Origin of the sequence: Methylocella tundrae, assembly GCF_038024855.1 — a bacterium.
GTDB classification, from domain to species: domain Bacteria; phylum Pseudomonadota; class Alphaproteobacteria; order Rhizobiales; family Beijerinckiaceae; genus Methylocapsa; species Methylocapsa tundrae.
Genome location: NZ_CP139089.1, coordinates 2,108,720 through 2,135,000, shown reverse-complemented (window position 1 = coordinate 2,135,000; position 26,281 = coordinate 2,108,720). Strand labels below are relative to the sequence as shown.

General features: G+C 61.7%; 28 protein-coding genes (1 of these 28 only partly in view). 15 read left to right on the top strand and 13 right to left on the bottom strand.

Features of this window, described 5'->3' with window-relative positions; translation table 11 throughout:
• Positions 1-719 carry the final stretch of a carboxylesterase/lipase family protein gene (locus SIN04_RS12295; RefSeq protein ID WP_244605788.1) on the top strand. 928 nt of this gene lie to the left of the window's left edge, so 719 of the gene's 1,647 nt are visible here — the last part of the coding sequence; the start codon falls outside the window, past its left edge; the stop codon is at positions 717-719.
• A gap of 839 nt (positions 720-1,558) precedes the next feature.
• Here the strand turns inward: SIN04_RS12295 and SIN04_RS12290 are convergent.
• Positions 1,559-1,780 carry a hypothetical protein gene (locus SIN04_RS12290; RefSeq protein WP_134489568.1) on the bottom strand — a complete coding sequence of 74 codons (222 nt, stop codon included), beginning with the start codon at positions 1,778-1,780 and terminating at the stop codon, positions 1,559-1,561.
• Positions 1,781-2,507: 727 nt separating this feature from the next.
• Here SIN04_RS12290 and SIN04_RS12285 point away from each other — a divergent pair.
• The gene (locus SIN04_RS12285; protein WP_166795921.1) at positions 2,508-3,218 is read left to right on the top strand and encodes a VIT1/CCC1 transporter family protein; all 711 of its coding nucleotides are present in this window, start codon (positions 2,508-2,510) and stop codon (positions 3,216-3,218) included.
• 343 nt (positions 3,219-3,561) lie between these two features.
• Here the strand turns inward: SIN04_RS12285 and SIN04_RS12280 are convergent, their stop codons facing one another.
• Complete coding sequence (locus SIN04_RS12280; protein WP_134489564.1) at positions 3,562-4,422, bottom strand: hypothetical protein; 861 nt, start codon at positions 4,420-4,422, stop codon at positions 3,562-3,564.
• A gap of 300 nt (positions 4,423-4,722) precedes the next feature.
• Here SIN04_RS12280 and dnaK point away from each other — a divergent pair, with 300 nt between their 5' ends.
• From dnaK to dapB, 5 genes are all read left to right on the top strand, one after another.
• A complete protein-coding gene (dnaK, locus tag SIN04_RS12275) occupies positions 4,723-6,624 on the top strand; it encodes a molecular chaperone DnaK (protein WP_341263943.1) in 1,902 nt (633 codons plus the stop codon).
• A gap of 334 nt (positions 6,625-6,958) precedes the next feature.
• Entirely contained in the window at positions 6,959-8,083 is a 1,125-nt protein-coding gene (gene dnaJ / locus SIN04_RS12270; protein ID WP_341263942.1) for a molecular chaperone DnaJ, read from the top strand.
• A 146-nt stretch (positions 8,084-8,229) separates the two neighbouring features.
• Complete coding sequence (locus SIN04_RS12265) at positions 8,230-9,081, top strand: class I SAM-dependent methyltransferase (RefSeq protein WP_244605787.1); 852 nt, start codon at positions 8,230-8,232, stop codon at positions 9,079-9,081.
• Entirely contained in the window at positions 9,078-9,791 is a 714-nt protein-coding gene (gene pyrF / locus SIN04_RS12260; RefSeq protein WP_134489560.1) for an orotidine-5'-phosphate decarboxylase, read from the top strand. The genes SIN04_RS12265 and pyrF overlap by 4 nt, the downstream gene beginning before the upstream one ends.
• 173 nt (positions 9,792-9,964) lie before the next feature.
• Entirely contained in the window at positions 9,965-10,777 is an 813-nt protein-coding gene (gene dapB, locus SIN04_RS12255; RefSeq protein WP_134489558.1) for a 4-hydroxy-tetrahydrodipicolinate reductase, read from the top strand.
• A 150-nt stretch (positions 10,778-10,927) separates the two neighbouring features.
• Here dapB and SIN04_RS12250 read toward each other — a convergent pair whose 3' ends face one another.
• Positions 10,928-11,188: a hypothetical protein gene (locus SIN04_RS12250; protein WP_134489556.1), complete on the bottom strand. Its 261-nt coding sequence runs from the start codon at positions 11,186-11,188 to the stop codon at positions 10,928-10,930.
• A 125-nt stretch (positions 11,189-11,313) separates the two neighbouring features.
• Positions 11,314-11,505 carry a hypothetical protein gene (locus tag SIN04_RS12245; protein WP_134489554.1) on the bottom strand — a complete coding sequence of 64 codons (192 nt, stop codon included), beginning with the start codon at positions 11,503-11,505 and terminating at the stop codon, positions 11,314-11,316.
• Between the two features lies 1 nt (position 11,506).
• On the opposite strand from SIN04_RS12245, the gene SIN04_RS12240 reads away from it, so the two are divergent.
• Together SIN04_RS12240 and SIN04_RS12235 are read left to right on the top strand one after the other, a co-directional pair.
• On the top strand, positions 11,507-12,709 hold the full coding sequence (locus SIN04_RS12240; RefSeq protein ID WP_134489552.1) for a pyridoxal phosphate-dependent aminotransferase: 1,203 nt from the start codon (positions 11,507-11,509) through the stop codon (positions 12,707-12,709).
• 90 nt (positions 12,710-12,799) lie between these two features.
• Entirely contained in the window at positions 12,800-13,201 is a 402-nt protein-coding gene (locus SIN04_RS12235) for a DUF2237 family protein (protein WP_134489550.1), read from the top strand.
• Here the strand turns inward: SIN04_RS12235 and SIN04_RS12230 are convergent.
• Both SIN04_RS12230 and SIN04_RS12225 read right to left on the bottom strand, forming a co-directional pair.
• The gene (locus SIN04_RS12230; RefSeq protein ID WP_134489548.1) at positions 13,180-13,806 is read right to left on the bottom strand and encodes a hypothetical protein; all 627 of its coding nucleotides are present in this window, start codon (positions 13,804-13,806) and stop codon (positions 13,180-13,182) included. The genes SIN04_RS12235 and SIN04_RS12230 overlap by 22 nt on opposite strands.
• Positions 13,803-14,381 (bottom strand): glutathione S-transferase N-terminal domain-containing protein, encoded by a 579-nt coding sequence (locus SIN04_RS12225; protein WP_423136028.1) that lies wholly within the window; start codon positions 14,379-14,381, stop codon positions 13,803-13,805. The genes SIN04_RS12230 and SIN04_RS12225 overlap by 4 nt, the downstream gene beginning before the upstream one ends.
• Before the next feature lie 292 nt (positions 14,382-14,673).
• Here SIN04_RS12225 and SIN04_RS12220 point away from each other — a divergent pair, with 292 nt between their 5' ends.
• Positions 14,674-15,255 (top strand): YqaA family protein, encoded by a 582-nt coding sequence (locus tag SIN04_RS12220; RefSeq protein ID WP_341263940.1) that lies wholly within the window; start codon positions 14,674-14,676, stop codon positions 15,253-15,255.
• 33 nt (positions 15,256-15,288) lie between these two features.
• The gene (locus tag SIN04_RS12215) at positions 15,289-15,789 is read left to right on the top strand and encodes a disulfide bond formation protein B (RefSeq protein ID WP_341263939.1); all 501 of its coding nucleotides are present in this window, start codon (positions 15,289-15,291) and stop codon (positions 15,787-15,789) included.
• Between the two features lie 55 nt (positions 15,790-15,844).
• On the opposite strand, the gene rlmN is transcribed toward SIN04_RS12215, so the two are convergent.
• A complete protein-coding gene (gene rlmN / locus SIN04_RS12210) occupies positions 15,845-17,041 on the bottom strand; it encodes a 23S rRNA (adenine(2503)-C(2))-methyltransferase RlmN (protein ID WP_341263938.1) in 1,197 nt (398 codons plus the stop codon).
• 119 nt (positions 17,042-17,160) lie between these two features.
• Here rlmN and SIN04_RS12205 point away from each other — a divergent pair, with 119 nt between their 5' ends.
• The gene (locus SIN04_RS12205) at positions 17,161-17,937 is read left to right on the top strand and encodes an SIMPL domain-containing protein (protein ID WP_134489543.1); all 777 of its coding nucleotides are present in this window, start codon (positions 17,161-17,163) and stop codon (positions 17,935-17,937) included.
• Between the two features lie 78 nt (positions 17,938-18,015).
• Here SIN04_RS12205 and SIN04_RS12200 read toward each other — a convergent pair whose 3' ends face one another.
• Positions 18,016-18,891: a methyltransferase domain-containing protein gene (locus SIN04_RS12200; protein WP_134489541.1), complete on the bottom strand. Its 876-nt coding sequence runs from the start codon at positions 18,889-18,891 to the stop codon at positions 18,016-18,018.
• Positions 18,892-19,084: 193 nt separating this feature from the next.
• On the opposite strand from SIN04_RS12200, the gene SIN04_RS12195 reads away from it, so the two are divergent.
• Together SIN04_RS12195 and SIN04_RS12190 are read left to right on the top strand one after the other, a co-directional pair.
• Entirely contained in the window at positions 19,085-19,789 is a 705-nt protein-coding gene (locus tag SIN04_RS12195) for a CoA transferase subunit A (protein ID WP_134489539.1), read from the top strand.
• 87 nt (positions 19,790-19,876) lie between these two features.
• Positions 19,877-20,539, top strand: coding sequence for a 3-oxoacid CoA-transferase subunit B (locus SIN04_RS12190; RefSeq protein ID WP_134489537.1), 663 nt, complete (start codon positions 19,877-19,879; stop codon positions 20,537-20,539).
• Between the two features lie 35 nt (positions 20,540-20,574).
• Here the strand turns inward: SIN04_RS12190 and SIN04_RS12185 are convergent, their stop codons facing one another.
• From SIN04_RS12185 to SIN04_RS12165, 5 genes are all read right to left on the bottom strand, one after another.
• Positions 20,575-21,384 carry a ComF family protein gene (locus SIN04_RS12185; RefSeq protein WP_244605786.1) on the bottom strand — a complete coding sequence of 270 codons (810 nt, stop codon included), beginning with the start codon at positions 21,382-21,384 and terminating at the stop codon, positions 20,575-20,577.
• Positions 21,381-22,223: an aminotransferase class IV gene (locus SIN04_RS12180; RefSeq protein ID WP_134489533.1), complete on the bottom strand. Its 843-nt coding sequence runs from the start codon at positions 22,221-22,223 to the stop codon at positions 21,381-21,383. Before SIN04_RS12180 ends, SIN04_RS12185 begins: the two co-directional genes overlap by 4 nt.
• Before the next feature lie 245 nt (positions 22,224-22,468).
• The gene (locus tag SIN04_RS12175) at positions 22,469-23,212 is read right to left on the bottom strand and encodes an SDR family oxidoreductase (protein ID WP_134489531.1); all 744 of its coding nucleotides are present in this window, start codon (positions 23,210-23,212) and stop codon (positions 22,469-22,471) included.
• A gap of 373 nt (positions 23,213-23,585) precedes the next feature.
• The gene (locus tag SIN04_RS12170; protein ID WP_134489529.1) at positions 23,586-24,221 is read right to left on the bottom strand and encodes a TetR/AcrR family transcriptional regulator; all 636 of its coding nucleotides are present in this window, start codon (positions 24,219-24,221) and stop codon (positions 23,586-23,588) included.
• 201 nt (positions 24,222-24,422) lie between these two features.
• On the bottom strand, positions 24,423-24,713 hold the full coding sequence (locus tag SIN04_RS12165; RefSeq protein WP_134489527.1) for a helix-turn-helix domain-containing protein: 291 nt from the start codon (positions 24,711-24,713) through the stop codon (positions 24,423-24,425).
• A gap of 631 nt (positions 24,714-25,344) precedes the next feature.
• Between SIN04_RS12165 and fabI the strand changes: the two genes are divergently transcribed.
• The gene (gene fabI, locus SIN04_RS12160) at positions 25,345-26,172 is read left to right on the top strand and encodes an enoyl-ACP reductase FabI (protein WP_341263937.1); all 828 of its coding nucleotides are present in this window, start codon (positions 25,345-25,347) and stop codon (positions 26,170-26,172) included.
• Positions 26,173-26,281: the final 109 nt, after the last annotated feature.

The window sequence follows — 26,281 nt, the reverse complement described above, 5'->3', positions numbered from 1 at the left end:
CATTTACGTCCGCGTTCCAGACGGGGCAGTTCAACCATATGCCCGTCATGAACGGCACGGTCCAAGATGAAGGCAACTTCAGCCTCGGGATTACGGAATACTTCAAGAATCCGCGTGTGCCTTTCACGGCGACGGACTTCACAAACCTCGTCACGAACACCTACAGCGGAAATGCCGGGCCGGCGGGCTCGCCGCCGGCATATCCGGCCGGAACCGTTCAAGCGGTTCTGGCTCACTATCCGCTTTATGCCTATACCACGCCGCAGCTGGCCATGGACGCAGTGACGACGGACGTATCAGCTTGCCGGAGCCTTCGCGCGAGCGATCTGCTCGCCAATCAGGTTCCGGTTTACGGCTACGAATTCCAGGAACGAACCGCGCCGTACTACTTCCCGAAAATGCCGGGATTCCAACCGCTCGCCTATCATACGGCCGATATCCAGTTTCTGTTCCCTCTCTATCATGGCGGTCCCGACGGCATCACTCATCAATTGAACAACAAGCAGCAGGATCTCTCCGATCAGCTGGTGATCGCTTGGACGAACTTCGCCTGGACCGGCAATCCCAATGGGCTGGGAAACAGCCCCTGGCCGCGCTACAAGGGCAAGACGGGCTATTATCTGTCGCAAGATATCCCAACCCTGTCGACATTCACTAAGGCGCAGTTCGTGGCGGCGCATAAGTGTGACTTCTGGCAGACTATCTTGATCTACAATTGAGATAGCGGGCCAGTTCGCCAGTGTCCAAACGAAGCGGGGGCCGTGGTCGGTCCTCGCTCTGTTGAGCCGCATGTCTTCGAACTGTGCTCCGCCGCATTGTGCGGATCGCATTCAATCAAAGGCTATCGGCGCGGATTTAGGGGATGGGAAGGGCGATATCGCGGTCATCGCCCCTCGAAACGCCGACAAATATGCAACTATCACAAGAAATAAGGGCTCCTACGCTGGTTTCGCGGGCTTCGTGATTTGACGTCTCGCTCACGCCGTCCCTAAAATTGACACATTTCAGAACGCAGCAATTTCGGGTTCGTTAGGAGCCTACCGGCACGACTGCAGCGTGCCGGGTCGGCTTCCGTGGCCAAACCGTCGTGCGGGAGACGCCCCCTCGGGGCGCCCTGCCGACTGCATGACGGCCGAGGATCTCGACAGACAGAACGACGCGTGACATTTCAGAAAGCGATTGGATTGCTGCATTCTGAAGTTCTCATTTCAGGGGAAAATTTGGTTTTTATTAAATGAATGCGGGCTACTGACCGAGCCGAAAGAGCCGAGGTCGGCGGTGGCGTTCGTCGGCATTGGACGAAGCTCGACATGTCGAAGCGCGATCTGTATGCCCACGCCGCACGGCGGCGAGCAGAAAGGAGCCAGGTCTTTACCGCTTCTTGCTCGTTCGCGGGCGAGCCGGGAGGCTAGCCGTTGACGGCGCGATGGAATGGGTCATCACAAGCTGCATGACTGGGGCAGCGCTTTAGCGATGTCGATAATCGTCTACGCGTCGGATCATTTCATAGCGCAGAGGAGCCGTAAACGGCCTTCTCCGTCAAGGCGAAGAGGGTTTCCTAGGCAAAAAGACCAGCCGCGCGGGGCGCCGGCCTGATATGCGAATAGGCGGCGATTTTAAGAGCATGAATGCGCCGCCGCGCGCGCATAGCGTCAAGCCAGCCATCGGTCCAGGCGTCGTAAGCTTCTGGATACGTCGTGGCGTTATAGGGATTGCCGCTGAGAGGGCTGCCCTTGATATAGGCCTTCATTCCATGCTGGTAGGTCTGAGCTTGTGTCATAGCGTGCCCCCGGAAGCAAGAGTCTACCGAATCGCTAACATGCTCGACTATAGATGATGTTTTTGGCGCGAATATGTGATGGCGCACTTTTTCATGACGCGGCCCAAAGCTAAATCCGGCTCCAGAGCTGAAGCTGAACTTTGGATCGGTGTTTAAGGAAGCGTGGCTTTACCCGGAATACTTGTGCGCGGTCCTCTGCGCATCCGAACGCGGGGGAGTATCGAAAGATCTCGAGCGCCGGCGGCCCGCTGAATGGCAAAGTTATCGGGCGCAAGTCCGCTCGAGCGCTGCTTGCCTTGCGGGTGAGGACAAAGCAGACGTGAGCTGCGCTTTTCCGTGAACCTCGAAGGGTCGCGAAAGAAATGTTAAAAACTGTGTCTAAATATTAATAAGTATGATAATAGATAATTTGTCATTTGGCGAAGATGATTCGCCAGGGCTTCTCTCGCTTAGGTTCGCCGGTGTTCCTCCCGGTCGTAGACTGAAGGCCAGGCAATGCGCCTGGTCTTTTTTTGTCGCGCGATAAGGCTTGACCGGAGCCGAGGGGAAGGCATGATCGGAAACGACAAGCTCTCCCGACGCAACAGGGGCGGTTGAATACGCCGCGCCAAGTTATGGCTGGCTTTGAGGCGGGCGCTCCGGCGTCTTGATGGCGTTCATGGGTGACGGCGTTGTCCAACGGTCCGCAGCGACGCGCCAAATAATCAGATCTCCCTGGAGAATAGACTTGGCCCACCCGACGATATTCGAACGAGTCAAGACATCGCTGGCGGCGAGCGCAGGCGACATCGTGTTCGGCATGGAAGACGGCACAGTCTCGATCTTCGGCCTCGTGCTCGGGGTGGCGGCGACCACCAATGATAATATGACGGTGTTGGTCGCCGGCGCGTCGGGCGCGTGCGCGGCGGCCGTGTCCATGATGGCCGGAACCTACCTCGAGATCGAAACCGAGGTCGACGAGGCGCGAACGTTCAGCGCGCGGCTCGCCTCGGAGATCGCGCAGCGTCCAGATGCGGTCGTCGCCCGGATCGGCGACCGCCTGCGCGCGGCCGGCCTGGCGGAGACGCAAACCGCGCTCGTCACGGACCTCATTCGCTCGAAGCCGGGCGTGTTGCAGGGCGTCGCATACGCGATGACGGCGCCCGCGACCCCGCAGACGATGCAAAGCCCTCTCGCACATGCGCTATGGATGCTGATCGCCGATTTCGTCTCGGCGGCGATTCCGATCGTGCCCTTTGCTCTGATGCCGGTGTCGGAGGCTCGCTGGGTATCGACCGCCATCACCATGCTGCTGCTGATCTGTCTCGGCGTCGGCCGCGCCCGCGTCGGCCGCCGGCCCCTTGCGCGGACGGTGATGGAGACTGTTTCGATCGGCGTCGCGGCCGCGCTCGCCGGCGTCGGCATCGGCCTCGTCATCGCGCACGCGCTTGGCGGCTGAGGCGCCCCGGATCCGCTGGCCCGTGTGAGGCGCGGCGGCGTCGCCCTGCCGCACCGGATTACAAAAAGCGATTTTTGAGCTTGCCGTCTTCATAGAAGCATTGGCCGCGCGCCGCCAGGCCGAAGGGCGTGTTGCTCGACATCCGGAAGGCCCATCAACTCCTCGAACGCGCCCCGCGCAACAGGACCGGCGATGGATCGCCGACCACGACGTCGATCTGCTCGACGATAGGTTCGAAGGCCTTGATAGAGGCCGCGGGAAGTTCGAACGAGCCGTCCGATCTGGGTCAGGTCTCAGAGTCCTGGCTCTTGACCCGAGCGCGCGCACTGGCTTTCGCGACGGTTCACGGCCTTGCCTCAGCCTTCGCATTTCTCGCGCCCTTGGCTTTCTTGGTCTGGCCGCGCTCTTTGCCGCCCGCCTCCAGCGCCGCCTGCAGCGCAAACCCGCGGCCCTGCGTCAGCCGCAACGCGCAGAAGCCATGAACGTCTTCGCGGGCGTAGTTGCGGCAGGCGACTTCGCGTTCTGAGGAGAACCCCGCCTGCTCGCTGGCGATTTTTTTGACGGCGTCCTTGTCTTTGCCGAGGCTCGCCACAAGGGCGTGAAACTGGGCGCGCATCGACGCCTCCGCGCGGCCCCGTGCTGATTCGAACTGCTTGACCTGCTTGTCGTCGAAGGAGGAACCGGTCGGTCCCCAAAATCCGCTTGGGTCGACGCGGCAATCGGCGGCGACGAAATCGCAGGCTTTCCCTTCATGCGCAATCAGAACAGCGCCCTCGTAAACATCGAAGGAAAACGGACAAGCTTCGATGTCGACGCCATAACGCAGAAGCCCTTTCGGCTTGCCGAGCGGCCTCGCTTCGATCGGGTCGCCAGCGATGACGTCGATGCGGCAGGCTTCGCCCGGATGGGTGATTTGCTCGCCAGCCATCGACAGGGCCTTGATTTCCAGTCCTTTGCCAGCGGCGCGCTGGAAGGCGATCAGCCCCTGTGACCCGTCGCGCAGCAAATCACGGTCGATGATCGTTTCTTCGCCCGGCGGCTTCGCCGCGACCGGCTTCGGCCTCGCCTGACCTGCGCCGCCGGGGTTCGGCGTCGCCGGCCCCTCGGGGGCGGCTTGCAGCGCGCCCGGCAGCATCATCTGGGCCGAGGCGCTTGACGCGGTTAATAAAGTGGCGAGCAACGCCGGCAAAAAAGAGAGTTTCAAGTGAAGCCTCGCCGGAATGATCGAAACGCCACCCTAACCGTTCGGCCGCGCGAAGGAAATCACTGAGAATAAAATGATTCTCCCCTCCGCGTGGCGCATTCGGCGGCCGGCGCGGATTCTGCTGGAACGTGGGCGGCTCGTCTTGCGTCGGTCGATCGTCCTCTTATATACCGGCCATCTTGCGCTCCTGCGTTGCAATGCCAATCTGAACACTATCGGGGACCGGGCGGAAATCCGTCCGCCCATTTGCTGGATCGCTTCGGGGTCCGGTGGTCTTGCGTATCGAAAGGAAGAAAAATCATGGCTAAAGTAATAGGAATCGATCTTGGCACCACCAATTCTTGCGTGGCCGTCATGGAGGGGACGACTCCTAAGGTGATTGAGAACGCCGAGGGGGCCCGCACCACCCCCTCCATCGTCGCCTTCACGGATGACGGCGAGCGTCTCGTCGGCCAGCCGGCCAAGAGGCAGGGCGTCACCAATCCGGAACGCACGTTTTTCGCCATCAAGCGGCTGATCGGCCGCACCTTCGACGATCCGATGACCAAGAAGGACATCGGGCTCGTTCCTTACAAGATTATTCGCGCCTCGAACGGCGACGCCTGGGTCGAGGCTGACGGCAAACAATATTCTCCCTCGCAGATTTCCGCCTTCATCCTGCAAAAGATGAAGGAGACGGCCGAAGCCTATCTCGGCCAGCCGGTGTCGCAGGCCGTGATCACCGTCCCCGCCTATTTCAACGACGCGCAGCGTCAGGCGACGAAGGACGCCGGCAAGATCGCCGGCCTTGAGGTTTTGCGCATCATCAATGAGCCGACCGCGGCGGCGCTGGCTTATGGCCTCGACAAGAAGGGCTCGGGCGTCATCGCCGTTTACGATCTCGGCGGCGGCACCTTCGACGTTTCGATCCTCGAGATCGGCGATGGCGTCTTCGAGGTGAAATCGACCAATGGCGACACCTTCCTCGGCGGTGAGGATTTTGACGTGCGCCTCGTCGAATATCTCGCTGACGAGTTCAAGAAAGAGAACGGCATCGACCTCAAGAAGGACAAGCTCGCGCTGCAGCGGCTGAAGGAAGCCGCCGAGAAGGCAAAGATCGAACTGTCCTCCGCGACTCAGACCGAAATTAATCTGCCCTATATCACCGCCGACGCGACCGGGCCGAAGCATCTCACCTTGAAGCTGACCCGCGCGAAATTTGAGGCGCTGGTCGATGATCTGATCCAGAAGACGGTCGAACCTTGCCGCAAGGCGCTGAAGGACGCGGGCTTGACGGCGGGCGAAATCAACGAAGTCGTTCTCGTCGGCGGCATGACCCGCATGCCGAAGGTGCAGGAAGTCGTGAAGAGCTTCTTCGGCAAAGAGCCCCACAAGGGCGTCAACCCCGATGAAGTCGTCGCCATCGGCGCCGCGGTTCAGGCCGGCGTGCTGCAGGGCGACGTCAAGGACGTGCTGCTGCTTGACGTGACGCCTCTGTCGCTTGGCATCGAGACTCTCGGCGGCGTGTTCACCCGATTGATCGACCGCAATACGACGATCCCGACGAAGAAGAGCCAGGTCTTCTCGACAGCCGAGGATAATCAGACGGCCGTGACCATTCGCGTGTTCCAGGGCGAGCGCGAGATGGCGGCCGACAACAAGATCCTCGGGCAGTTCGACCTCGTCGGCATCCCCGGCGCGCCGCGCGGCGTGCCGCAAATCGAAGTGACTTTCGATATCGACGCCAATGGCATCGTCAATGTGACGGCGAAGGACAAGGCGACGAACAAGGAGCAGCAGATCCGCATCCAGGCGTCGGGCGGCCTCAGCGAGGGCGACATCGACAAAATGGTGAAGGACGCCGAACTCCACGCCGCCGAGGACAAGAAGCGGCGTGAACTCGTCGACGTGCGCAACCAGGCAGAGGCGATGGTCCATTCGGCCGAGAAGTCGCTGACGGAGTACGCCGGCAAGGTGTCCGACGCCGACAAGAGCGCGGTTGAGGGCGCTGTCGCGGCGCTGAAGGGCGTGCTCGAAGGCGAAGACGTTGAGGCGATCAAGGCGCGCACCAACGATCTTGCGCAGGCTTCGATGAAGCTTGGCGAAGCTTTGTACAAGGCAGGCGCCGAGTCGGGGGCTCCCGAAGGCCATGGCGAGCCGAAGGACGATGTGATCGACGCGGACTTCAAGGAAGTCGGCCCCGACGAGAAGAAGTCAGCCTGACGCGATTGAAGCGCGGCGGAGATTTTGAATAAAATCTCCGCCGCTCCTATGGCCGCGACCTTGGCTGTGTCATCGGCCATTGACATAAGCTGTGGCGTCCGCCCGGCAGGAACGCGCGGACCGGATGTTTCTTCCGGAAAAGCGCAATCGGGCGCTGCAAGATCGGACGCCAGCATGTATCTTGCTTAAGCCCGTCATCGATTTTGCGCGGATTTGTGCCTGCGCCGATAAGGTGTTGGTTGGCTTGGGGCGCTCTCATTGCCGGGGGGCGGGCGCCTTTGAGCGAGACGCATGACGCGAGGCTCCCGCGCTATGGATTGGAATGCAAGGAACTATGGCGAAGCGCGACTTTTATGAAATTTTGGGCGTTTCCAGAACCTGCACGGAAATCGAGCTGAAAAGCGCTTTCCGCAAGGCCGCGATGGAGCACCATCCCGATCGCAACCCGGGAAACACGGACGCCGAAGTCAAGTTCAAGGAATTGAACGAGGCCTATCAGACCCTTTCCGACGCGCAAAAGCGCGCTAGCTACGACCGTTACGGGCATGCCGCGTTCGAGCACGGCGGCTTTGGCGGGGGCGACGGCTTTGCGTCGTCAATGTCCGATATTTTCGACGATCTTTTTGGCGACGTCATGAATCGCCGTGGCGGCAGCCGCAACGGCCCGGTGCGCGGATCTGATCTTCGCTACAATATGGAAATTACGCTCGAGGAGGCGTTTCACGGAAAGGTCGCCTCGCTCACACTGCCGACGTCCGTCAACTGTGACGTCTGTTCCGGCACGGGCGCCAAGGCGGGCGCGAAGCCCCGCGTCTGCCCGACATGCGGCGGACAGGGACGCGTCAGGGCGCAGCAGGGATTTTTCGCGATTGAGCGCACATGCCCGCACTGCCACGGCCGCGGCGACATTATCGATGATCCGTGCGGGCCGTGCGGCGGCAGCGGGCGCGTCACGCGCGAACGCAGCCTTTCGGTCAATATTCCTCCCGGCGTCGAGGACGGCACCCGCATCCGCTTGAGCGGCGAGGGCGAGGCAGGCTCGAGAGGCGGCTCGGCAGGCGATCTTTATATTTTCGTTTCAACCAAACCCCATCCCTTTTTCCAGCGCGATGGAGCCGATCTCTTCTGCCGCGTTCCGATCTCCATGGTGCAGGCGACGATTGGCGGCGAAGTCGACGTGCGCACGCTGGATGGCGGCTCGGCCAAAGTCAAAATTCCAGAGGGAACGCAGACGGGCAAGCAGTTCAAGCTGAAGCACAAGGGCATGCCCGTTCTGCGCTCGCGTGACGTTGGCGACCTTTATATTCAGGTCAATGTCGAGACGCCGCAGAACTTAACCAAGCGTCAGCGCGAACTTCTGGCCGAGTTCGAAGCCGAATCATCGACAAAGACCCATCCGGAAGCCTCTGGATTCTTCGCCAAGATGAAGGATTTTTTCGAAAATCTAAGCAGCCAGTAGGCTGAAGCGCGCAGTTTGAGCCTTGCGCGAGAAAATGAGCGGCAACGCCTGTGTTTCCTTGACGGCGCCCTCTTTGTCGGTATCTTCGCGCGAGCCGGCGTGCGGCTTTCGGTGGCCGCGCTCTTATCAGAGGCGAGGAGAAACCATTGCTGAGCGACCCCTCGCGCGCGGACCACCGCGGTCCAGCCAAACGTCCCATGCCGATCGAAAAGCGCCTCGCCGATGAAGCGCGCTTCATCCGGTCGTGGTTCGAAAATCCGCTGCGGGCTGGCGCGGTCTCTCCGTCGGGGCGCTCCCTGGCGCGCATGATGGCGCGCTATGTCGATCCGCACGGGACTGGCCCGATCATAGAACTCGGACCGGGAACGGGGGCGATCACGGAGGCGCTTTTGGCGCGCGGCGTCGCCCCGAACCGCCTTTACCTCATCGAATTCGACCCGAACTTTTGCAAGCATCTGCAGCGGCGCTTCCCCGGCGTCCATGTCGTCGAGGGCGACGCTTATCGGTTCAAGGAGCTTCTCGCGGGTGTCCTGAGCCAGCCGGCAAGCTCCGTCGTTTCGAGCCTGCCGCTCCTTGTGAAGCCGGAGCGGCAAAGGCTCAGTCTTTTGGCCGACGCCTTCGATTGCATGGCGCCGGGCGCCGCTTTCATCCAGTTCACTTATGGTCTCGTCTCGCCGATCCCGCGCGAGAAGTCGTTTGGGCCGACCTTCCACGCGGACCGTTCGCCGCCGGTATGGCTCAATCTCCCCCCCGCCCGCGTGTGGATTTATCGGGCAAGGGCGAGCCATGAGCAGGGCGTCAGGCTGACGCGCCCCAATCCGGCGCAGGAGTTCTTCGATCGGCTGAGGCAAGGCACGGAAAAGATCCAGATCGATCTGAAACGCGAGATCGACGGAGCGAGAGCACGGCTCGCGCCCAAGCAAAGAACGGCGCAGAAAAACAAGCGCGCGGACTCGTTGGCGCGCAGGGCGGACCGCAGCAAATCACCGCGGCCATGACATCGGCGGAGCCAGCCGGGGCCGCCTTGGGCGAAAAGCTCATCGTCGCGCTGGATTTTCCGACGCCGGCGGAAGCGAGGGCGATGGTTGCCGCCCTCGGCCCGAGCGTCTGCTTTTATAAGGTCGGCATGGAGCTCGCCTACGGCGGCGGCCTCTCATTCGCAAAAGAGCTGATCGACAATGGGGCGCAGGTTTTTCTCGACCTCAAGCTGCATGATATTCCAACCACGGTGGCGAAGGCCTGTGCGAATGTAGCGCGTCTTGGCGCGCGATTCCTGACGATCCACGCCTATCCACAGACGATGGCGGCGGCAAAGCAGGGCGCCGCCGGATCGGCGCTGCGCCTTCTCGGCGTCACCGTCATGACCTCCTATAGCGACGCCGATCTGCATGAGGCTGGCTACGCCTTCGGCGTTGAGGATCTCGTTATGCGCCGCGCCCGCCAGGCGCGAGAGATCGGTATTGACGGATTGATTCTCTCGGCCGAGGAACTCCCGGCGGTTCGCCGCGAGGTTGGACCCGCCATGATTCTTGTGACGCCTGGCATCCGGCCCGCCGGCTCATCGGCGGGCGACCAGAAAAGGATCATGACTCCCTCCGCTGCGATCAAGGCCGGAGCCGATTACCTTGTGGTTGGGCGTCCGATCACGAGCGCGAAGGATCCGCGCGCGGCCGCGGAAGCAATTCTTGCCGAGATCGCCGCCGCCTGACCGCCGCGCTGCTTTTCCTGCGGGCGGAAGCTCCGTGCGGCGCCTTCACGCAACCGCGATCCGCCCAAGCGAAAAAGGATAAAAGAGAGAGCCAGGAAGGTTTTTCCGATTTTTGCGGGATCGGAGAAATGCTCTAGAACCGAAATTATCAGGATCTTCGAGGGAGAGTTTTTATGGGCGACATGCGGCTCGTCGTTGCGGGCGCGGCTGGACGCATGGGCCGCGTCCTGATCCAGATCATCCATGAAACGCCGGGGGCAACGCTGGTCGGCGCTCTCGCCAGGCCGGACTCGATCGCAATCGGTCAGGACGCCGGACTTCTGGCGGGGTGTGGACAGATGGGCGTTGAAATCACCGGAGACGCTTTGCGCGCAATCGCCGGCGCGGACGGCGTCCTCGATTTCACCTCGCCCGAATCGACGGTCGCGCTCGCGACATTGGCGGCGCAGGCGCGCATCGTCCATGTTGTCGGCACGACAGGACTTCAACCGGATCATCTTGCGCGGCTGGAGGCGGCCGCCCGCCATGCCGTCATTGTGCAATCCGGGAATATGAGCCTTGGAGTCAATCTCATGGCGGCGCTCGTGGAGAGGGCGGCGCAGACGCTGGGGCCGGAGTTCGACATTGAAATCCTCGAGATGCATCATCGCCTGAAAGTCGATGCGCCATCTGGCACGGCCCTGCTGCTGGGCGAAGCCGCAGCCAAGGGCAGGGGCGTCGATCTCGCGAACAATTCGGTGCGTTCGCGCGATGGCTACACCGGAACTCGTCCGGAAGGCGCGATTGGCTTCGCGTCTCTGCGCGGCGGCGGGGTCGTCGGCGAGCATCGGGTCATTTTCGCGGGGCCGGGGGAAAGGCTGGAACTCTTCCACATCGCGGAAGACCGCAGCATCTTCGCGCGAGGCGCCGTCAAGGCGGCGCTCTGGGCGCAAGGCCGCAAGTCTGGCCTTTATTCGATGAGAGACGTGCTCAGCCTGCGCAATTAGCAGTCCGCGCGATATATCTGTCTAAATAAATAAACAGGACAATGGAGCGGACCCGCGAAGCGCCGATGTTTGACAGGGCGATATAAAATAGGCCGCGCTCTGAACTAAAGAGCGCGGCCCTGAGCGAGCTTCCCGGGGGCATTGGGAAGTTCATGTCGTCATCTGATGAGAACAGCCTTGTAAGTCCAGTAACGTTTCGGCGAGGCGCAATCCGCCGTCCCGAAGGGCCACGGGGCGGCCCTGCGGAGCGGGCGCCTCGAGGCGAGCGACGAGGCCAAGCGCGATCGCCGCGCCCGCCATGACCAGAATGAGGATAATGGACACCCGCAGTTGCCGGCGCGCCGCCTGCAGATCATAACGGCGCACGAAGCCGGCGTCGGGCCGGGGGTCGAAATGGTCAGCGATGGACATGCCACAAACTCCAGTGCCGCGCGCACGCTTTGACCGAGGATCTGAGTGTGCTGTTCAACCAGCTATCGTCCACGTCCGGGCTTTCGCCTGTGCGCTGCGGCACGCCTCGAAAGAAGTGGGCTTTTTTAAGCGTGGACGGGTAAACAAAGCATTCGACGCCCAAACGCCAGGGGCGAAGAAAAAGTTTCAAGGTTAATGGCTTGCTGCGTCATGCTGCGGGCTTGTCTCAACCGGCTGCGCGTTGCCTCGATGCCGCTTTGATCGAAGGCCTCGCCCGGCTGGTCAAACTGATTTCGCTCAATTTCGGAGCCTTTCATAATGCCCTTCATCTCGGATGCGCTGCTGCGCGTAAAACCCTCCGCCACCATCGCGGTGACGCAGAAGGCCCGCGATCTGAAAAGCGCCGGGCGGGACATTATTTCATTGTCCGTCGGAGAGCCTGATTTCGATACGCCCGACAATATCAAGGCGGCCGCGATCGCGGCGATCCAGCGCGGCGACACCAAATACACGCCGGTTGCGGGCATTATTCCTTTGCGTGAGGCGATCGCGGCGAAATTCAAACGCGAGAACGGGCTCGATTACAAACCCTCCCAGACGATCGTCGGCACCGGCGGCAAACACATTCTGTTCAACGCCTTTCTTTCGACCGTCAATCCCGGCGACGAGGTGATCATTCCGGCGCCTTACTGGGTCAGCTACCCCGATATGGTGCTGATCGCCGGCGGCCGGCCGGTCGCCGTCGAGACGAAGATCGAGCATGGCTTCAAGCTTCAGCCTGAGGCGCTCGAAAAAGCGATCACGCCAAAGACGAAGTGGCTTTTGCTGAACTCTCCGTCCAATCCGTCCGGCGCCGCCTATACGCATGACGAACTGAAGGCCTTGACTGATATTCTGTTGCGTCATCCGCAGGTCTGGGTTCTGACCGACGACATTTACGAACATCTCGTCTACGGCGAGTTTGATTTCGTGACGCCGGCGCAAGTGGAGCCGCGGCTGATCGACCGCACGCTGACCATGAACGGCGTGTCGAAGTCCTACGCCATGACCGGCTGGCGCATCGGCTATGCCGCGGGGCCGCTTGAACTGATCAAGGCGATGGAGATGCTGCAGGGGCAGCAAACGTCGGGCGCCTGCTCGATCGCGCAATGGGCTTCAGTCGAGGCGCTGAACGGCCCTCAGGACTTCATCAAGGAGCGCCGCAAGATTTTCGAGGGCCGACGCGACCTCGTCGTCTCGATGCTGAACCAGGCGAAATATCTGCGCTGTCCTCAGCCCGAGGGGGCCTTTTATGTCTATCCCTCCTGCGCCGAGGCGATCGGCAAGCGCACGGCGGAGGGCAAGACGATCCTCTCGGACGAGGATTTCGTTTCGGCTTTGCTCGACAGCGAGGGGATTGCCGTCGTGCAGGGCTCGGCCTTCGGCCTTGGTCCGAACTTCCGTATTTCCTACGCGACATCAGCGCCGGTGCTGGAAGACGCCTGCGCAAAAATCCAGCGATTTTGCTCGAGCCTTGTCTGACGCGTGACTGTTGGCGGCGATGGCCATTGTGTGGCGCGGCCAACTCTGCTTTCATAAAGTCCGGCCTGTTCCCCAACGCCTGGAGATCGCATGTTGAGGGACGATACGGGCGACGGCGGACGCCGCCCTTCGCGCAATGTTCTGGGGCAGCCCCTTGCGAGCTGCTCCTATGACCCGTTGACGGGATTTTATCGCAACGGCTGCTGCGATACGGCGGCCTCGGATGTCGGCAGCCATACCGTCTGCATTGTCGTCAGCGATGAATTCCTTAAATTCTCCAAGTCGCGCGGCAATGATTTATCGACGCCGCTGCCGGGCTACGGCTTTCCTGGCCTCAAGGCTGGCGATCGCTGGTGTCTTTGCGCGCCGCGCTGGCAGGAAGCCCTGGAGGCGGGAGCGACGCCCCGCGTCGTGCTGCAAGCCACTCATGAGGGCGCGCTCGCCCATTGCGCGCTCGAGGATCTGAAGCGCTATGCGATGGACCTATCGTGAAGAGGGGCCGAAGGCCCGAAGGCTAGAATCTCTCTGGTATAAGTCTCGTTGACCTCCGAAAACGGCCGCCCGTCGTCTCCATAGACCAAAGCCCGATGCTGAAAAAGCCGTTCAGGAATGCCAGGCCGCGCCCCCGGCCGGTCGGACGCCGCAGCGGGCTTTCCACAGTCGGGGCGCCAAAAGATCTCGACCGCGAAGGTTTTGCGAATGGGGTTCAGACCCGTGACGGCGCGTCCGAAAGGCGTGTCGCTGTCCTCCAACACTCTGTTGATGTCCGCATTCAGCCGGCTCGGCACATACCAGTTCTCCGCTTCCGAGAGCACGCGCTCGCCGCAGGCGAGTTCTACGCGGCGATAGACGACGATCTCGTCGGCCCCAAGCTGGAGCCTCTGGCGCTGTTGGCGCGTGGCCGGCTTGTCGACGCCACTGACGCGTTTGGCGCGGATCGCATAGTCCTTGAGCGCTGTCTCGGCGCACCATTGCTCCAGCGTCGCGGTCGCGCTGTGTGAGGCGAGAAGCCTCGCGTTCAGGGCTTCCAGCAAGGCGAAGGCCCTTTGGCGCGCAGCGAGATCATGTTCAAGAAAAGAGAGATTCAAACGGGTCACGCCTTCATGCTCGGCCGCGCCGAGACCGCGTCGCGCCAGCGCTTCAGCGCCTTGTACTCGTCGGGGACCACCAGCTTGATGCGACTGGCGGCGAAATCAATCGTGACCATCGCCGTAATATCGGCGATCGAGAAGGATTTTCCCGCGACGAAAGGAGCGTCCGCGAGCCGCGCGTCGAGATCGCGGAAGAAATCCAGCGTCCGCTGCCTGCCGCGGTCCGCTAAAGCGGGGATCTGTTCGTAAGTGTGGGGGCCAACTAGGGCGCGTCCGCGGAGACCAGGAAAGGAATTGCGGACAGCTTCGGCGACGGCGAAAAACCCGTCAATCTCCATGCGTCGCTCCCACATCGTCACGATCGCCTTGTCCTCTGGGCTTGATCCCAGCAGCCGGGGCTCCGGCTGAATTTCCTCAATATAGCGGCAGATCGCCAACACCTCGCAGATCGCAACGCCATTATCGAGCACCAGAGACGGGACGGCGCAGCGCGGATTAATGGCGCGATACGCCTCTGAAAACTGCTCCCCCGCAGCGAGATCGACCTGCGCCGTCGGAACGCTCATTCCTTTCTCCGCCATGAAGACGCGCACACGGCGAGGGCTTGGAGAAGAGGCGAAATCATAGAGCTTCATCGCAGCCTTCGAAGTTGGCGAATGGAGGAGGGCCCATTTTAGTCTGCAGAGGGCTTTAGCGGCGCCCGGCCACCATAAAGGGCGATCGGCGATCTGCCCATACGGCGCCTGCGGCGACGGCGCTTCTGGACATCTCGCGGCAAAAAGGGCTAAACCGTCGGCTCGGCGGGACGCCGCCGCTTTTCTTCGCCAGCCGATTTCGCGATTTTTCCGCGCGCGGCGCTTCCGCTAGCGAGCCATGTTCCAAAAACTCTATCGCTGGACGCTGACCCTTGCGGAGAGCCGTCACGCGCCTTTGGCGCTTGGCATTATCGCCTTTGCCGAGAGCTCCTTCTTTCCCGTGCCGCCTGACGTCATTTTGGTCCCGATGTCGATTGCGCGGCCGGCGAAGGCCTGGACCTATGCGCTGATCTGCACGTTAGGCTCCGTGCTGGGGGCGCTGCTCGGCTATGCGATTGGCGCGCTTTTGTTTGAGACGGTCGGCAAATGGCTGATCCATCTTTACGGTTATGGCGCGCGGGTCGACGAGATGCGTGAGCTTTACGCCAAATGGGGCTGGGCGGTCATTCTCGTCAAAGGCTTCACGCCGATCCCGTTCAAGCTCGTGACCATCACGAGCGGGCTTTTAGCTTATAGCCTGCCGCTGTTCGTCCTCTTGTCGCTTATGACGCGCGGCGCGCGTTTCTTCGCCCTCGCCTTGCTGCTCAAATATTATGGCGAGCCGATCAAGGATCTGCTCGACAGATTTTTCGCATGGTTCCTGTTGATTCTTGTCATCATCGTGATTCTGGGCTTCTGGATTGCGACGCATTTAGTTTGATCGCTTGTCGTTTGATCATCTGACGGATCGCTTATGAGGTTTCCTAGTCCCTTGCGCCTCGCCCTCGCCATCCTGCTTATCGCGGCGGGATCGATCGCCGGGGCGTGGATATTCCAGTTGCTTGGCTATCCGCCCTGTGAACTCTGTCTCAAGGAGCGCATTCCCTATTATGCCGGCATTGCGCTCGCGGCTCTGGCGATTTTCCTCAGCGTCAGCGGCCGGGAGAGTTTGCTGCCCGCGGCTTTTTGGGGGCTGGCCTTGATTTTCGCGGCGGGAGCCGCTTTGGGCGCCTATCATTCCGGAGTCGAATGGGGCTTTTGGCCAGGACCCACGGACTGCACGGGGCGGCTCGACCACGCAGGTTCGGTCAACGCCTTTCTGAAACAGTTGGAAACTGTCAAGGTCGTGCGCTGCGACGCCGTTTCGCTTCGCGTCTTCGGACTGTCGCTCGCCGTCTGGAACGCCGTGATTTCGACCGGATTGACGGTGCTGGCGCTGATTGGCGCTTGGCGCTCCTCCGCCCCACGGAAATGAGGCCGCGGGCGCGACGGTTCGAGAGTAAAGCCAGGTCGCCGGCTTGGCGCTTTGCTCAGGGGTCGATGGACAGCAGCGCCCGCGCCCGCAATTTTTCTGTCTCGCTCTTCAGTTGCCCGCAGGCGGCGAGGATATCCCGGCCGCGCGGCGTGCGCACCGGGCTGGCGTAACCGGCATTGAACACGATGTCTGAAAAAGCCTCGATCGTCGCTTCATCCGAACATTCGTAGGCCGTTCCCGGCCATGGATTGAACGGAATGAGGTTGATCTTGGCGGGAATGCCTTTCAGCAGCCTGACAAGCTCGCGCGCCTCAGCGGGGGAATCATTGATCCCCTTCAGCATCACATATTCGAAGGTAATGCGGCGCGCGTTCGACGCTCCGGGATAAGTCCGGCAGGCCTGCAAAAGCTCGGCGATCGGATATTTCTTGTTGAGCGGCACAAGCGTGTCGCGCAGGTCGTCGCGAACGGCGTGGAGCGAGATCGCCAGCATGGCCCCGGTCTTGGCGCCAAGATCCGGCAGTCGCGGAACGACGCCGGCGGTCGAAACCGTGATGCGCCGCTTCGACAAGGACAGTCCGTCGCCGTCCGAAAAGACCGCCACGGCGTCGCTGACATTGTCGAAATTATAGAGCGGCTCGCCCATCCCCATGAAGACGATGTTCGAGACAAAGCGCGAGCCGCCGCTCGGCACGATCCCATCCTGCGGCGGCGCTCGGCCCGGGAAATCGCCCAGTCTCTCGCGCGCAATGATGAGTTGAGCGATAATTTCTTGCGCGGTTAAATTGCGCACGAATTGCTGCGTGCCGGTGTGACAGAAAGAGCACGTCAGTGTGCAGCCGACCTGGCTCGAGACGCAGAGCGTTCCGCGATCTGTATCGGGAATATAGACGCATTCGACTTCCGCCGCGCGATCCCTGGCGTTCGAAGGCGCCAGCCGGATCAGCCATTTGCGCGTGCCGTCGCTGGACAGTTGCTCAGAGACGATCTGCGGCCGCGTCAAAGTAAAACGCTCGGCGAGCTTTGCGCGAAAAACCTTGCTGATATTCAGCATGTCGTCGAAGGAAGACACGCCCTGGTGATAGATCCAATGCCAGAGCTGAGCTGAGCGCATGCGGATTTCGCGCTCGGGCGCGCCGATTTCAAGAAGCGCGGCGGCGAGCTCCTTTCGCGTCGCGCCGGCGAGCGAACGCGACGGCGCAGGCGCGACCGCTTCAGCAGCCGTGGAGTCGATGAGGGTGGACGTTGTCATTGCGGCCTCATAGCATGGCGCGCAAAAATTCTCCACAATCGTCGCGTGGGCGCAAGCGCCGTCGCAAAAGCGACATCGCGACCGCGCATGAGAACCTTATTGCACGTCGAGGAAAACCGATGCTTTGCCGCTTTCGCCTGCCTCTCTCCCGCGTCCTGGCGCGCTTTGGCTTGCTCGCCGCGCTCGCGGCCGTTGTGACGGCCTCGGCGACGCCGGGTGCGGCGCAGGATTTTCCGAGATTGAAGGACACGCTCCCCTCGATCACAACGACCGGCGAAGCGAGCGTTGAGGTCGTGCCCAACATCGCGATCATTTCGCTGGGCGTCGAGACCGAGCGGCCCAACGCGGCGGATGCTGCGAGCGAAAACGCGAAGGCGACGCAGGCGGTCGTCAACGACGTCAAGGCGCAGGGCGTCGAACCGCGCGACATCCGCACCCTCGGCGTCACGCTGCTTCCGGTCTATGACGAGACGACCGATTCCAACGGCCGTGTCGTCAAACGCACGCTGCGCGGCTATCAGGCGCGCAATGATCTCAGCATCACGATCAGGCAGATCGAAAAGGCTGGCGCGCTGGCCCAGCAATGGATTCAGAAGGGCGCCAATAAATTCGGCGGCGTCGACTTCGACTACGATCAAAAGGACGCAAAATATGACGCCCTCCGGGGCGACGCCGTCCGCGACGCCTTGCGCAAGGCGACATCCTTTACGAATGGGCTGGGGATCCGGCTTGGGCGGGTGCTCGAAATCGCCACGCCCGGCGGACCGCCCCGTCCTTTCGCCGCTACGGCGATGCTGGCGCGGGCGGCCAAAAGCGAGGCTGTCGCCATCCCGCTCGAGCCGGGCGTGCAGACCCTTCGGGTCGAAGCGGAGGTCAGCTGGGAGCTGGCGCAGTAGATCACGGTTTGAAACAGGGCGATAACGGGCATAAAGCCAACCCATTGAAAACCATCGTGCTCCTGAGCGCGCCGGTGATCAACGCGGCGGCGGCTTTCCCCTGAGCGCATCTTCGAGCCGCATTTTCGCCGAGCCAGGGCGCAGCGGCTTCTGCTGGCTCTCATGCGGAGCCCAGCCGGAAACGAAAATCAGTTCAAACGTCGCTCGTATGCGCCCGTCGGGGTCGCTGAACCGCTCGGCGTAGATGTTCGCAGCCCGCAGGAAAAGCTCGCGACGGGAAGGCCCTTTGATGCGGGCGACCAGCGCGTTGGAGGCGCCCATGGCGCGCAGATCAGCCATCAGAGCGAACATGTCGCGGTATCGGACGACCAAAGGCTCGCTATCAGCAACGGGCAAGGCCAATCCAGCGCGCTGAAGCAGGCCCCCCATGTCGCGAACGTCCGCGAAAGGGGAGACGCGCGGGCTGATCCCGCCGCAAAGCTCGGTTTCGGCGAGCGCCAGGGCGCTGCGCAATTCGCGCAAGGTCTGACCGCCGAGAAGGCAACCAAGAAACAGTCCGTCCGGCTTCAGGACGCGGCGGATCTGGACGAGCGCGCCTGGCAGGTCATTGACCGTTTGGAGACTGAGCGCCGACACGGCGAGGTCGAAACGCTCCGCCGCGAAAGGCAGCGCCTCTTCGTCGCCGACGACGGAAAACGACGCGCTCCTTTCCGTCTGCGCGAGCGGCGCCATGCGCAGGACCAACCGGCCTTCGCGGGCAAGACGCCCGGAAAGCTCCGGCGAGGCTGTGCCGACATCAAGAACCGTTGAAAAATCGCGGCGGATCAGCTTGAGCCGCTCAAAAAGATCCTCGATCGCCGCGCGCAGCAGGAAATCCTCGGCGCCGGCGTCTTTGGCGCGCGAAAGCCTGCGGCGGAGCAGGGGGCGATCGAAAATGAGGCTCGGCGACGTCACGTGAATCTTTCCAGGAACGGATGGTCTGCGATCCTATCCGAAAACGGCCGCCACTCACCTGGCGTCGCGGGAGTTTCAATATTCTGCGATGCAAAAACGCGCTGGATCATTTTTCCGCCTCGGCTATATTAAGGCGGTAACTGCGTCGAAATGACGCCGCGGCGCAATGGAAGGTCGCAGACAAGGCGTGTGAATGAATAAGGTTTTCAAGGATGCTCATTCGGCTTTGGCGGATATCGTCAAGGATGGCATGACGCTGATGTGCGGCGGGTTTGGCCTTTGCGGCATCCCGCAGGATTTGATTCATGCGCTACGTGATCTCGGCGTCAAGAACCTGACCGTGGTTTCGAACAACGCGGGCGTCGACGGCGCGGGTCTCGGGCTTTTGCTCGAGACGCGGCAGATCAAGAAAATGATCTCGTCCTACGTCGGCGAGAACAAGCTCTTCGAGCAGCAGTTTCTATCTGGCGAACTCGAACTCGAATTCAATCCCCAGGGCACGCTGGCCGAGCGCATTCGCGCAGGCGGCGCAGGTATTCCTGCCTTCTTCACCAAGACCGGCGTCGGCACCGTCATCGCCGACGGCAAGGAAACCCGCGAATTCGACGGATCGACCTATGTCATGGAGCGCGGCATCGTCGCCGACGTCTCGCTCGTACACGCCTGGAAAGGCGACACCGAGGGCAATCTCGTTTTTCGTAAAACCGCGCGCAATTTTAATCCGATGATGGCGACGGCCGGGCGGATGACGGTGGCAGAGGTGGAACACCTTGTGCCGGCTGGCGAAATCGATCCCGACATGATCCATACGCCGGGAATTTTCGTGCAGCGGGTCATTCATGCCCAAAATGTCGTCAAGCTGATCGAGAAGCGCACGACGCGCCCGCGCGCCGCCTGAGCGGCCGCCGCTTGAAGCTTCAAGGAGCAAAAAAGGGCGTCGTTCAAAGCCGTCTCGAGCAATCGTGCTGCAAGGAGTAAAGAACCTATGGCCTGGACAAGGGACCAGATGGCGGCGGAAGCGGCCAAGGAATTGCGCGATGGATTTTACGTCAATCTCGGCATTGGCATTCCGACGCTCGTCGCGAATTTCATTCCGGCCGGGATGAATGTTCAACTACAGAGCGAGAACGGCATGTTGGGCATGGGGCCTTTCCCGCTCGAGGGCGAGGAAGACGCCGATCTCATCAATGCCGGAAAGCAGACGATCACCGAGCTGCCGACGACGAGTTTCTTCTCCTCCTCCGACAGTTTCGGGATGATACGCGGCGGCCATATCGACCTCGCCATTCTCGGCGCGATGGAGGTCTCCGAAAAAGGCGACCTCGCCAACTGGATGATTCCCGGCAAGATGGTCAAAGGCATGGGCGGCGCGATGGACCTTGTCGCCGGCGTCAAGCGCGTCGTGGTGGTGATGGAGCACACCGCGAAAGGACAGTCGAAGCTTTTGCATCATTGCACTTTGCCGTTGACCGGCTCCGCGGTCGTCGATCGGGTCATTACCGACTTCGCGGTCTTTGACATCGACAAGACCGGCGGCACGGGCCTGACCCTGGTGCGGCTCGCCGATGGCGTGACGCTCGAGGAGATCAAGGCGAAGACCGAGGCGAAATTCACCATCCCGTCCGATTTTGAGACCAAGGCCGCTTAGAGAGAGGCGTCTCGTCTCCTCTTACACCACCCTTGCTACACCACCCTTGCGAAAACGAGCACATCGACGCGTCGCGCCTTGGCGCGCAGCAGCGCGCGCGACGCCGCATTGACTGTCGAGCCCGACGTCATCACGTCGTCGACGAGAACGATGGCGCGGCCCTCGATGCGGGCGGCCATCTCCTCCGGCACGCGAAACGCCCCTTGCACATTGAGCGCCCGTTGCGAACGCGTGAGGCGCACCTGCGATTGCGTCTCCTTGACGCGCACGAGACAGAGCGGATCTTCCGGCACGCCGCTGGAACTCGAGATCGATCGCGCCAGCGCCTCGGCCTGATTGAAACGCCGGGCGAACAGACGCCTGCGATGCAAGGGAACGGGCGCGATCAGATCGGCGTCGACCAGCAGCTCAGCGCCGGCCCGAGCCATCCAGGCGCCGAGAGGTTTTGCGAGCTCCATCCGGTCGCCATATTTCAGCCGGTGCACGAGATGGCGCACGGGACCGTCATCGAAATGCGCGACGGCGCGGGCGCGGCCGTAGACAGGCGGATTGGCCACCGCCTCCGGCGAGAGCAGCCCTTCATTGCCGAGATCCACGGAAAAGGGAACGCCAAGCCTTTCGCAAAATGGGCGCTCGATGAAGCGGATTTTGGACCAGCACGCGGCGCACAGCGACCCGTGCGCCTGCGTCGCCTGACGGCAGTTGAGGCAGGCGGGCGGGAAAATAAGGTCAAGCGCCGCGCGTGAGGCATGGCCCAAGACGGGCGCGGCATGCGCCAGAAAGCGCGCGCGGAACGCTCCGGCGGCCGTCGTGAAGGAATTGTCCCGTCGCTTCGCGCGAGTCAAATTGGCGGGCTCCCGCATTCGGCGGCGATCGCTTGCCACAACCGCTGCGTTAGGGCGTCGACGATCGTGGCGCCTTTGGCGCCGATGGCGACGGCGCCGATGCGCTCCACTGGGGCGATCAGCCGCAGACTATTGGTCATAAAGACAGCGTCGGCGCCATAGAGCTCATCAAGGTCAAGCGATCGTTCGCGGCCTTGCAGCTTTAGCGCGCCGCATTCGGCGAGGATGAAGCCACGGATAATTCCCGGCATCACGCCGTCGGCGAGGGGCGGCGTCGCCAGCTCGTCGCCGAAAAGCGCGAAGACATTCCCGACGGAGGCGCAGGCGACGCGCCCCGCGCCGTTCAGGAACAGCGTTTCATTGTATCCTTTGGAGGTCGCCTCACGCATGGCGAGAATGGCGTCAAGGTAGGAGAGCGCTTTGATGCGCGAGGCCGGCGATGTTTCGTTGCGGCGAATGGCGGCGACGTCCATCGCGAGCCTTGGCGAAAAGAAGCTTTGAGGCAGCGGCGAAAGGCTCGCCATGATCGTCGGCTTTTGCATGCCGGCCGGCGCGAGGCCGCGAAGTCCCGGCCCGCGCGTGACGGTGACGCGCAGTGCGTGACGCTCGGCTCGCGGGAGCAGCGCCGCGAAGGCCCGGCGGATCGTATCGGCATCGGCTTCGATCCCCAGCAGGGCGAGGGCGTCCAGCAAGCGTTGGATATGAGCCTCGCCGCGAAACAGGCGGCCGTTCATGACAAGCGCGGTGTCGAACGCTCCATCGCCGAGCAGAAGCCCGCGGTCGCTGAGATCGAAGAGCGCGCGGCTGTCGGGAAAAACAGCGCTGTCAAGCCACAGCATGGGCGCGCGCTCTGTGTGTTCTGACGAAAAGCTCAAGCAGCGCCGGCCTTGAAGCCGCCGGAGAACGCGAGGAAGCGCTGCCCTGAAATCCAGTTTTTATGAGCAAATGACGATCCGTTTCGATCCGGCGAGCCGAAATGGTATTCGGCGCCGGATGCAATGGCAATGCGGGCGGCGAGCCGCCGGCGCCAACCGCATCGCACGAGTCGTGGAGCGCCTGATCGATCATGCTCAGCGCAGGGCGCTCAGACGCGCTCGGGAAGAACCATGGCCACATGCGCCTGAACGCCCTTCGGGTCTTTCGCGAAGGCGGCTGCGGTCTGACGCGTGAGTTCCCCCGGGAAAACCTCGTCGGCGCCGGCTTCCACGCCGTCAAGAGCTTCGGCGGCAACCTCCTGCGGCGTCAGCCGTGGTTCGGGAAGGTCGCGGCCCATGTCGGTTTCGACCTGAACCGGCATGACCGCGACGATGGCGGTGCCCTGGCTTGAGAGTTCAGCGCGAGCGCTTCGCGTGATCGCCCGCGCCGCCGCCTTTGAGGCCGAATATGTGCCGGCTTTCGGCATCGTCACCAGCGAGAGGAAAGACAGAACATTGACGATGGCGCCGCCGCCGGATGCGGCAAGTCCCGGCGCGAAGGCGCGGATCAGCGCCAGCGGCCCGAAGTAATTCACCTCCATTTCCTGGCGCGCGGTGGAAAGGTCCGGCGCGGAAATGGCGCCATGAAAACCGGCGAAACCCGCATTGTTGATCAGAAGCGTCACGTCGGGGGCGTCGGCGGCGGCAGCCAGCGCCTCAGCCTCTTTCGTTACGTCGAGCGTCAAGGGAACGAGCCTTGAGTCTTTCAGCTTCAAGAATTCAGAGAGAGAGGCCGGATCGCGGGCGGTGATATAGATTTTCGATGCGCCGCGCTTCAGGAGCTCATCCACGAAAGCGCGGCCGATACCGCGGTTCGCGCCGGTCACCAGGGCGACGGATCCATTAATGTTCATAGCCGTTCCTCAGTTCCACATTTGCGTTCGGCGCGCCGAACGCTGATCTGCTGGTCCTTTTCGCCCCGGCCGGCATCATTGCTGCGAAGTCGCTCAACCAACCGGCCGCAACATATTATAATGATCATATAAAGTGAAGCAGAAAGATTGGCGCGCACGCGTCTGTCGATTTCAGACGGTGTCCTCGAACATGGGGTGGAGCAGGAGCAGGCAACGGCGCGCGGCATCGTCGCGACGATGCGAGCCGAAATTGGAAGCGATTGTGTTGCAGTCTGTGGGGGGCGGCGCTTTCAGAAAACAGGGCGCGAAAAGCCGATGGCGCGATCTTGGCTCTCGCAAGGAATCGCGCTCCTGGCGAGAAAAAGGGCCGCTCCTAATGTTTCTTCGCGGTCCGCTTGGCGGGCTTGGCTTTGGTCTCCTCGCCCGGATCGAGCCCGGCAAGCTGCAAGGCGTTGCTCCGGCCGACAGCCAGAACCTCATCCGAAAGCGTCTTGTCCATGACGATTCTGGAAAGCTGCAGCGAGCCTACCAGCTGCGCGAATACGCCATACGCCTTCGCCAATCTGTGTTCTGGTGAAGCCTCTTCGGGCAGGCCGGAGGCGATCCGCGCGACGAAACGCTGTGCTTCCTTGTTGAAGGCATTGCGTGTCGCTCTTGGCCTGCGCGTCGTCTCCGCTCCCAACGTCGCTATCGCGCACCCCGTCGCCGGTTTGTCGCGATGCGCGGGACTAAGATAGAAATCTATAAAGGCGCGCAAATTCAAAGGCGCCGCGGCTTCCGCCTCATTTTCGTAAGCAAAGGATGACCCGATGGCGGCGATCAACGCCTCCTTGACGAGCGCCTCTTTTGAAGGGAAGTGCGCGTAGAAGCCGCCGTGCGTCAGCCCGGCGTCGGCCATCAGGGAAGCAACGCCAACGCTGTCGATGCCCTCGGCCCGGAAGCGCTGGGCGGCGATCTCGACCACGCGCCGATGCGTATCCGCCTTATGTCCCTTCTCATATCTTGACATCACAGCCCCAAAATCAGCATCCGCACCCGCCGCGAATCATCCTATAAAATGATATTTATAATACCAATTCGCGGAAACCTCAACACGGCATTCGGCGCGCTTCGGGGGAGCCATCATTTCATCGGCCGGTTGCGCGCTCGAAGCGCCCGGGAGCGTCAGTAAAAGTTTCACGGGCGAAAGAGGAGGACGAGCGGCGACGCGCTACTCATCGTTCTCGCTGGTCAACTCCTCGACCGTTATCGAGCCGGAGCCTTCGGCTCCATTCTTCAATCGGACGCCGGGTTGGCCGTGATTGAGAAACTCGACGCCTTCTTTCTCGAGCGCCGTCTGAACCGCCTTCACGCTCTGAACAGGGCCGCCGATCGCTTCATGCTTGGACGCTTCGAGGGACTGGATCGTATCCGCGCTGACATTGGCCAGCGTCGCCAGCGTCGCCTGATCCATGCCGATCAGGGCTCGAGCCGCGGCGAGTTGATAACCGGTGGTCAGCATGGGCGCTCCAGAGAATCATATAATGTTACCGCCATCATAACCGAATAGACCGGGCCTGCCAGAACTCGTGTGGGGCGTTTGCGCATTTCGATTGCGGGGGTTGCGCGTAAGGCTCATTTGGCGGGGAGCAAATGAAAGACATGAAGCGTTGGCGATGGTCTGACGCCCAGAATACGCGTTATGAAGCAGCGCGGATGTTCCAGGCATACGCAGAATAAAGCGTTGGGGATGTGTATCAAATATACAATAACGAAAAGCATACGGCAATATATATTGGCTGACGCCCACAAGCATCCCTAAAAGTCTAGCGTTGTAGAAAACAATGTTTGGATTGTAGCATAGTCGGGACGCGGCGCCCGAGATCGAGATCGTCGCAGTTCAGGGCAACTATTGGCGCGCGTTGTCTCATGGATGGCCCTGTACGCCACAACTATCCGGAAATGTCTATTCCATTGCCTGATATATACCCTGCCGATGCGCTTGTTTAACGGAGACTTTTTTGCCTTTGCACAGGCTTCGTTCGCTTTGCGGGACGAAACGCCTTATCGTCACATTTTCAGCACGGATTGGGCATAAGTTTGAACTGAAGCGCGGCGTTGTGGTTCGCCGCAAAACAGCAAGAGTTTACGCAATGTCCGAGCAGCCTGGCCGCGTTGACGCCTTGGCGACAGCCCAGGATCCTGAAAGCCTTGTCGGCGACACGCTGCGTGGGCTTCGCGGCCTTGTCGTCGGGATCGCCAATGAACACAGCATCGCTTACGGCTGCGCATCGAAGCTGCGCGGCTTCGGAGCCGAGCTTGCGATCACCTATCTCAATGAAAAAGCGGAACGCTATGTGCGCCCGCTGGCGCAGGAGCTTGGCGCGGAGCTGATCCTTCCGCTCGACGTCGAGCAGCCGGGCCAGATGGAGGCCGTGTTCGACAGAATCGCCGCCGAATGGGGCAGGCTGGACTTCGTCATCCATTCCATCGCCTTCGCCCCGCGCGACGATCTGCATGGGCGGGTCGTCGACTGTTCGCTCGCCGGCTTCCAGCAGGCGATGGCGGTGTCGTGCCATTCTTTCATCGCCATGGCGCGCCTCGCCGAGCCGCTGATGAAATCAGGCGGCTCCCTACTGACGATGAGCTATTATGGCGCCGACAAGGTGGTGAATAATTACAATATAATGGGACCGGTGAAGGCGGCGCTCGAGGCGAGCGTGCGCTATCTTGCGGCGGAGCTCGCCGACGATAAAATCCGGGTCTTTGCTGTCTCCCCCGGCCCGTTGAAAACGCGCGCGGCGAGCGGCATAGCCGCCTTCGATGAACTGGTCGACGCCGCCGTGCGCCGCACGCCAGCGCACCATCTGGTCGATATAGCCGAGGTTGGCCGCGTCGTCGCCTTTCTGGTCGGGACGGCCGCGTCAGGCATGACCGGCGACACGATTTATGTGGATGGCGGCCTCCACAACGTCGCGTGAGAATGAAAGCCTCCAGCTCTCGTCCTATCGTCAGACCTGACGGACCGGCGCGCCTGAACGGAAAAGGACCTGACATGATGTTGAATGCGCCGATCGCGCGCCGGGACCG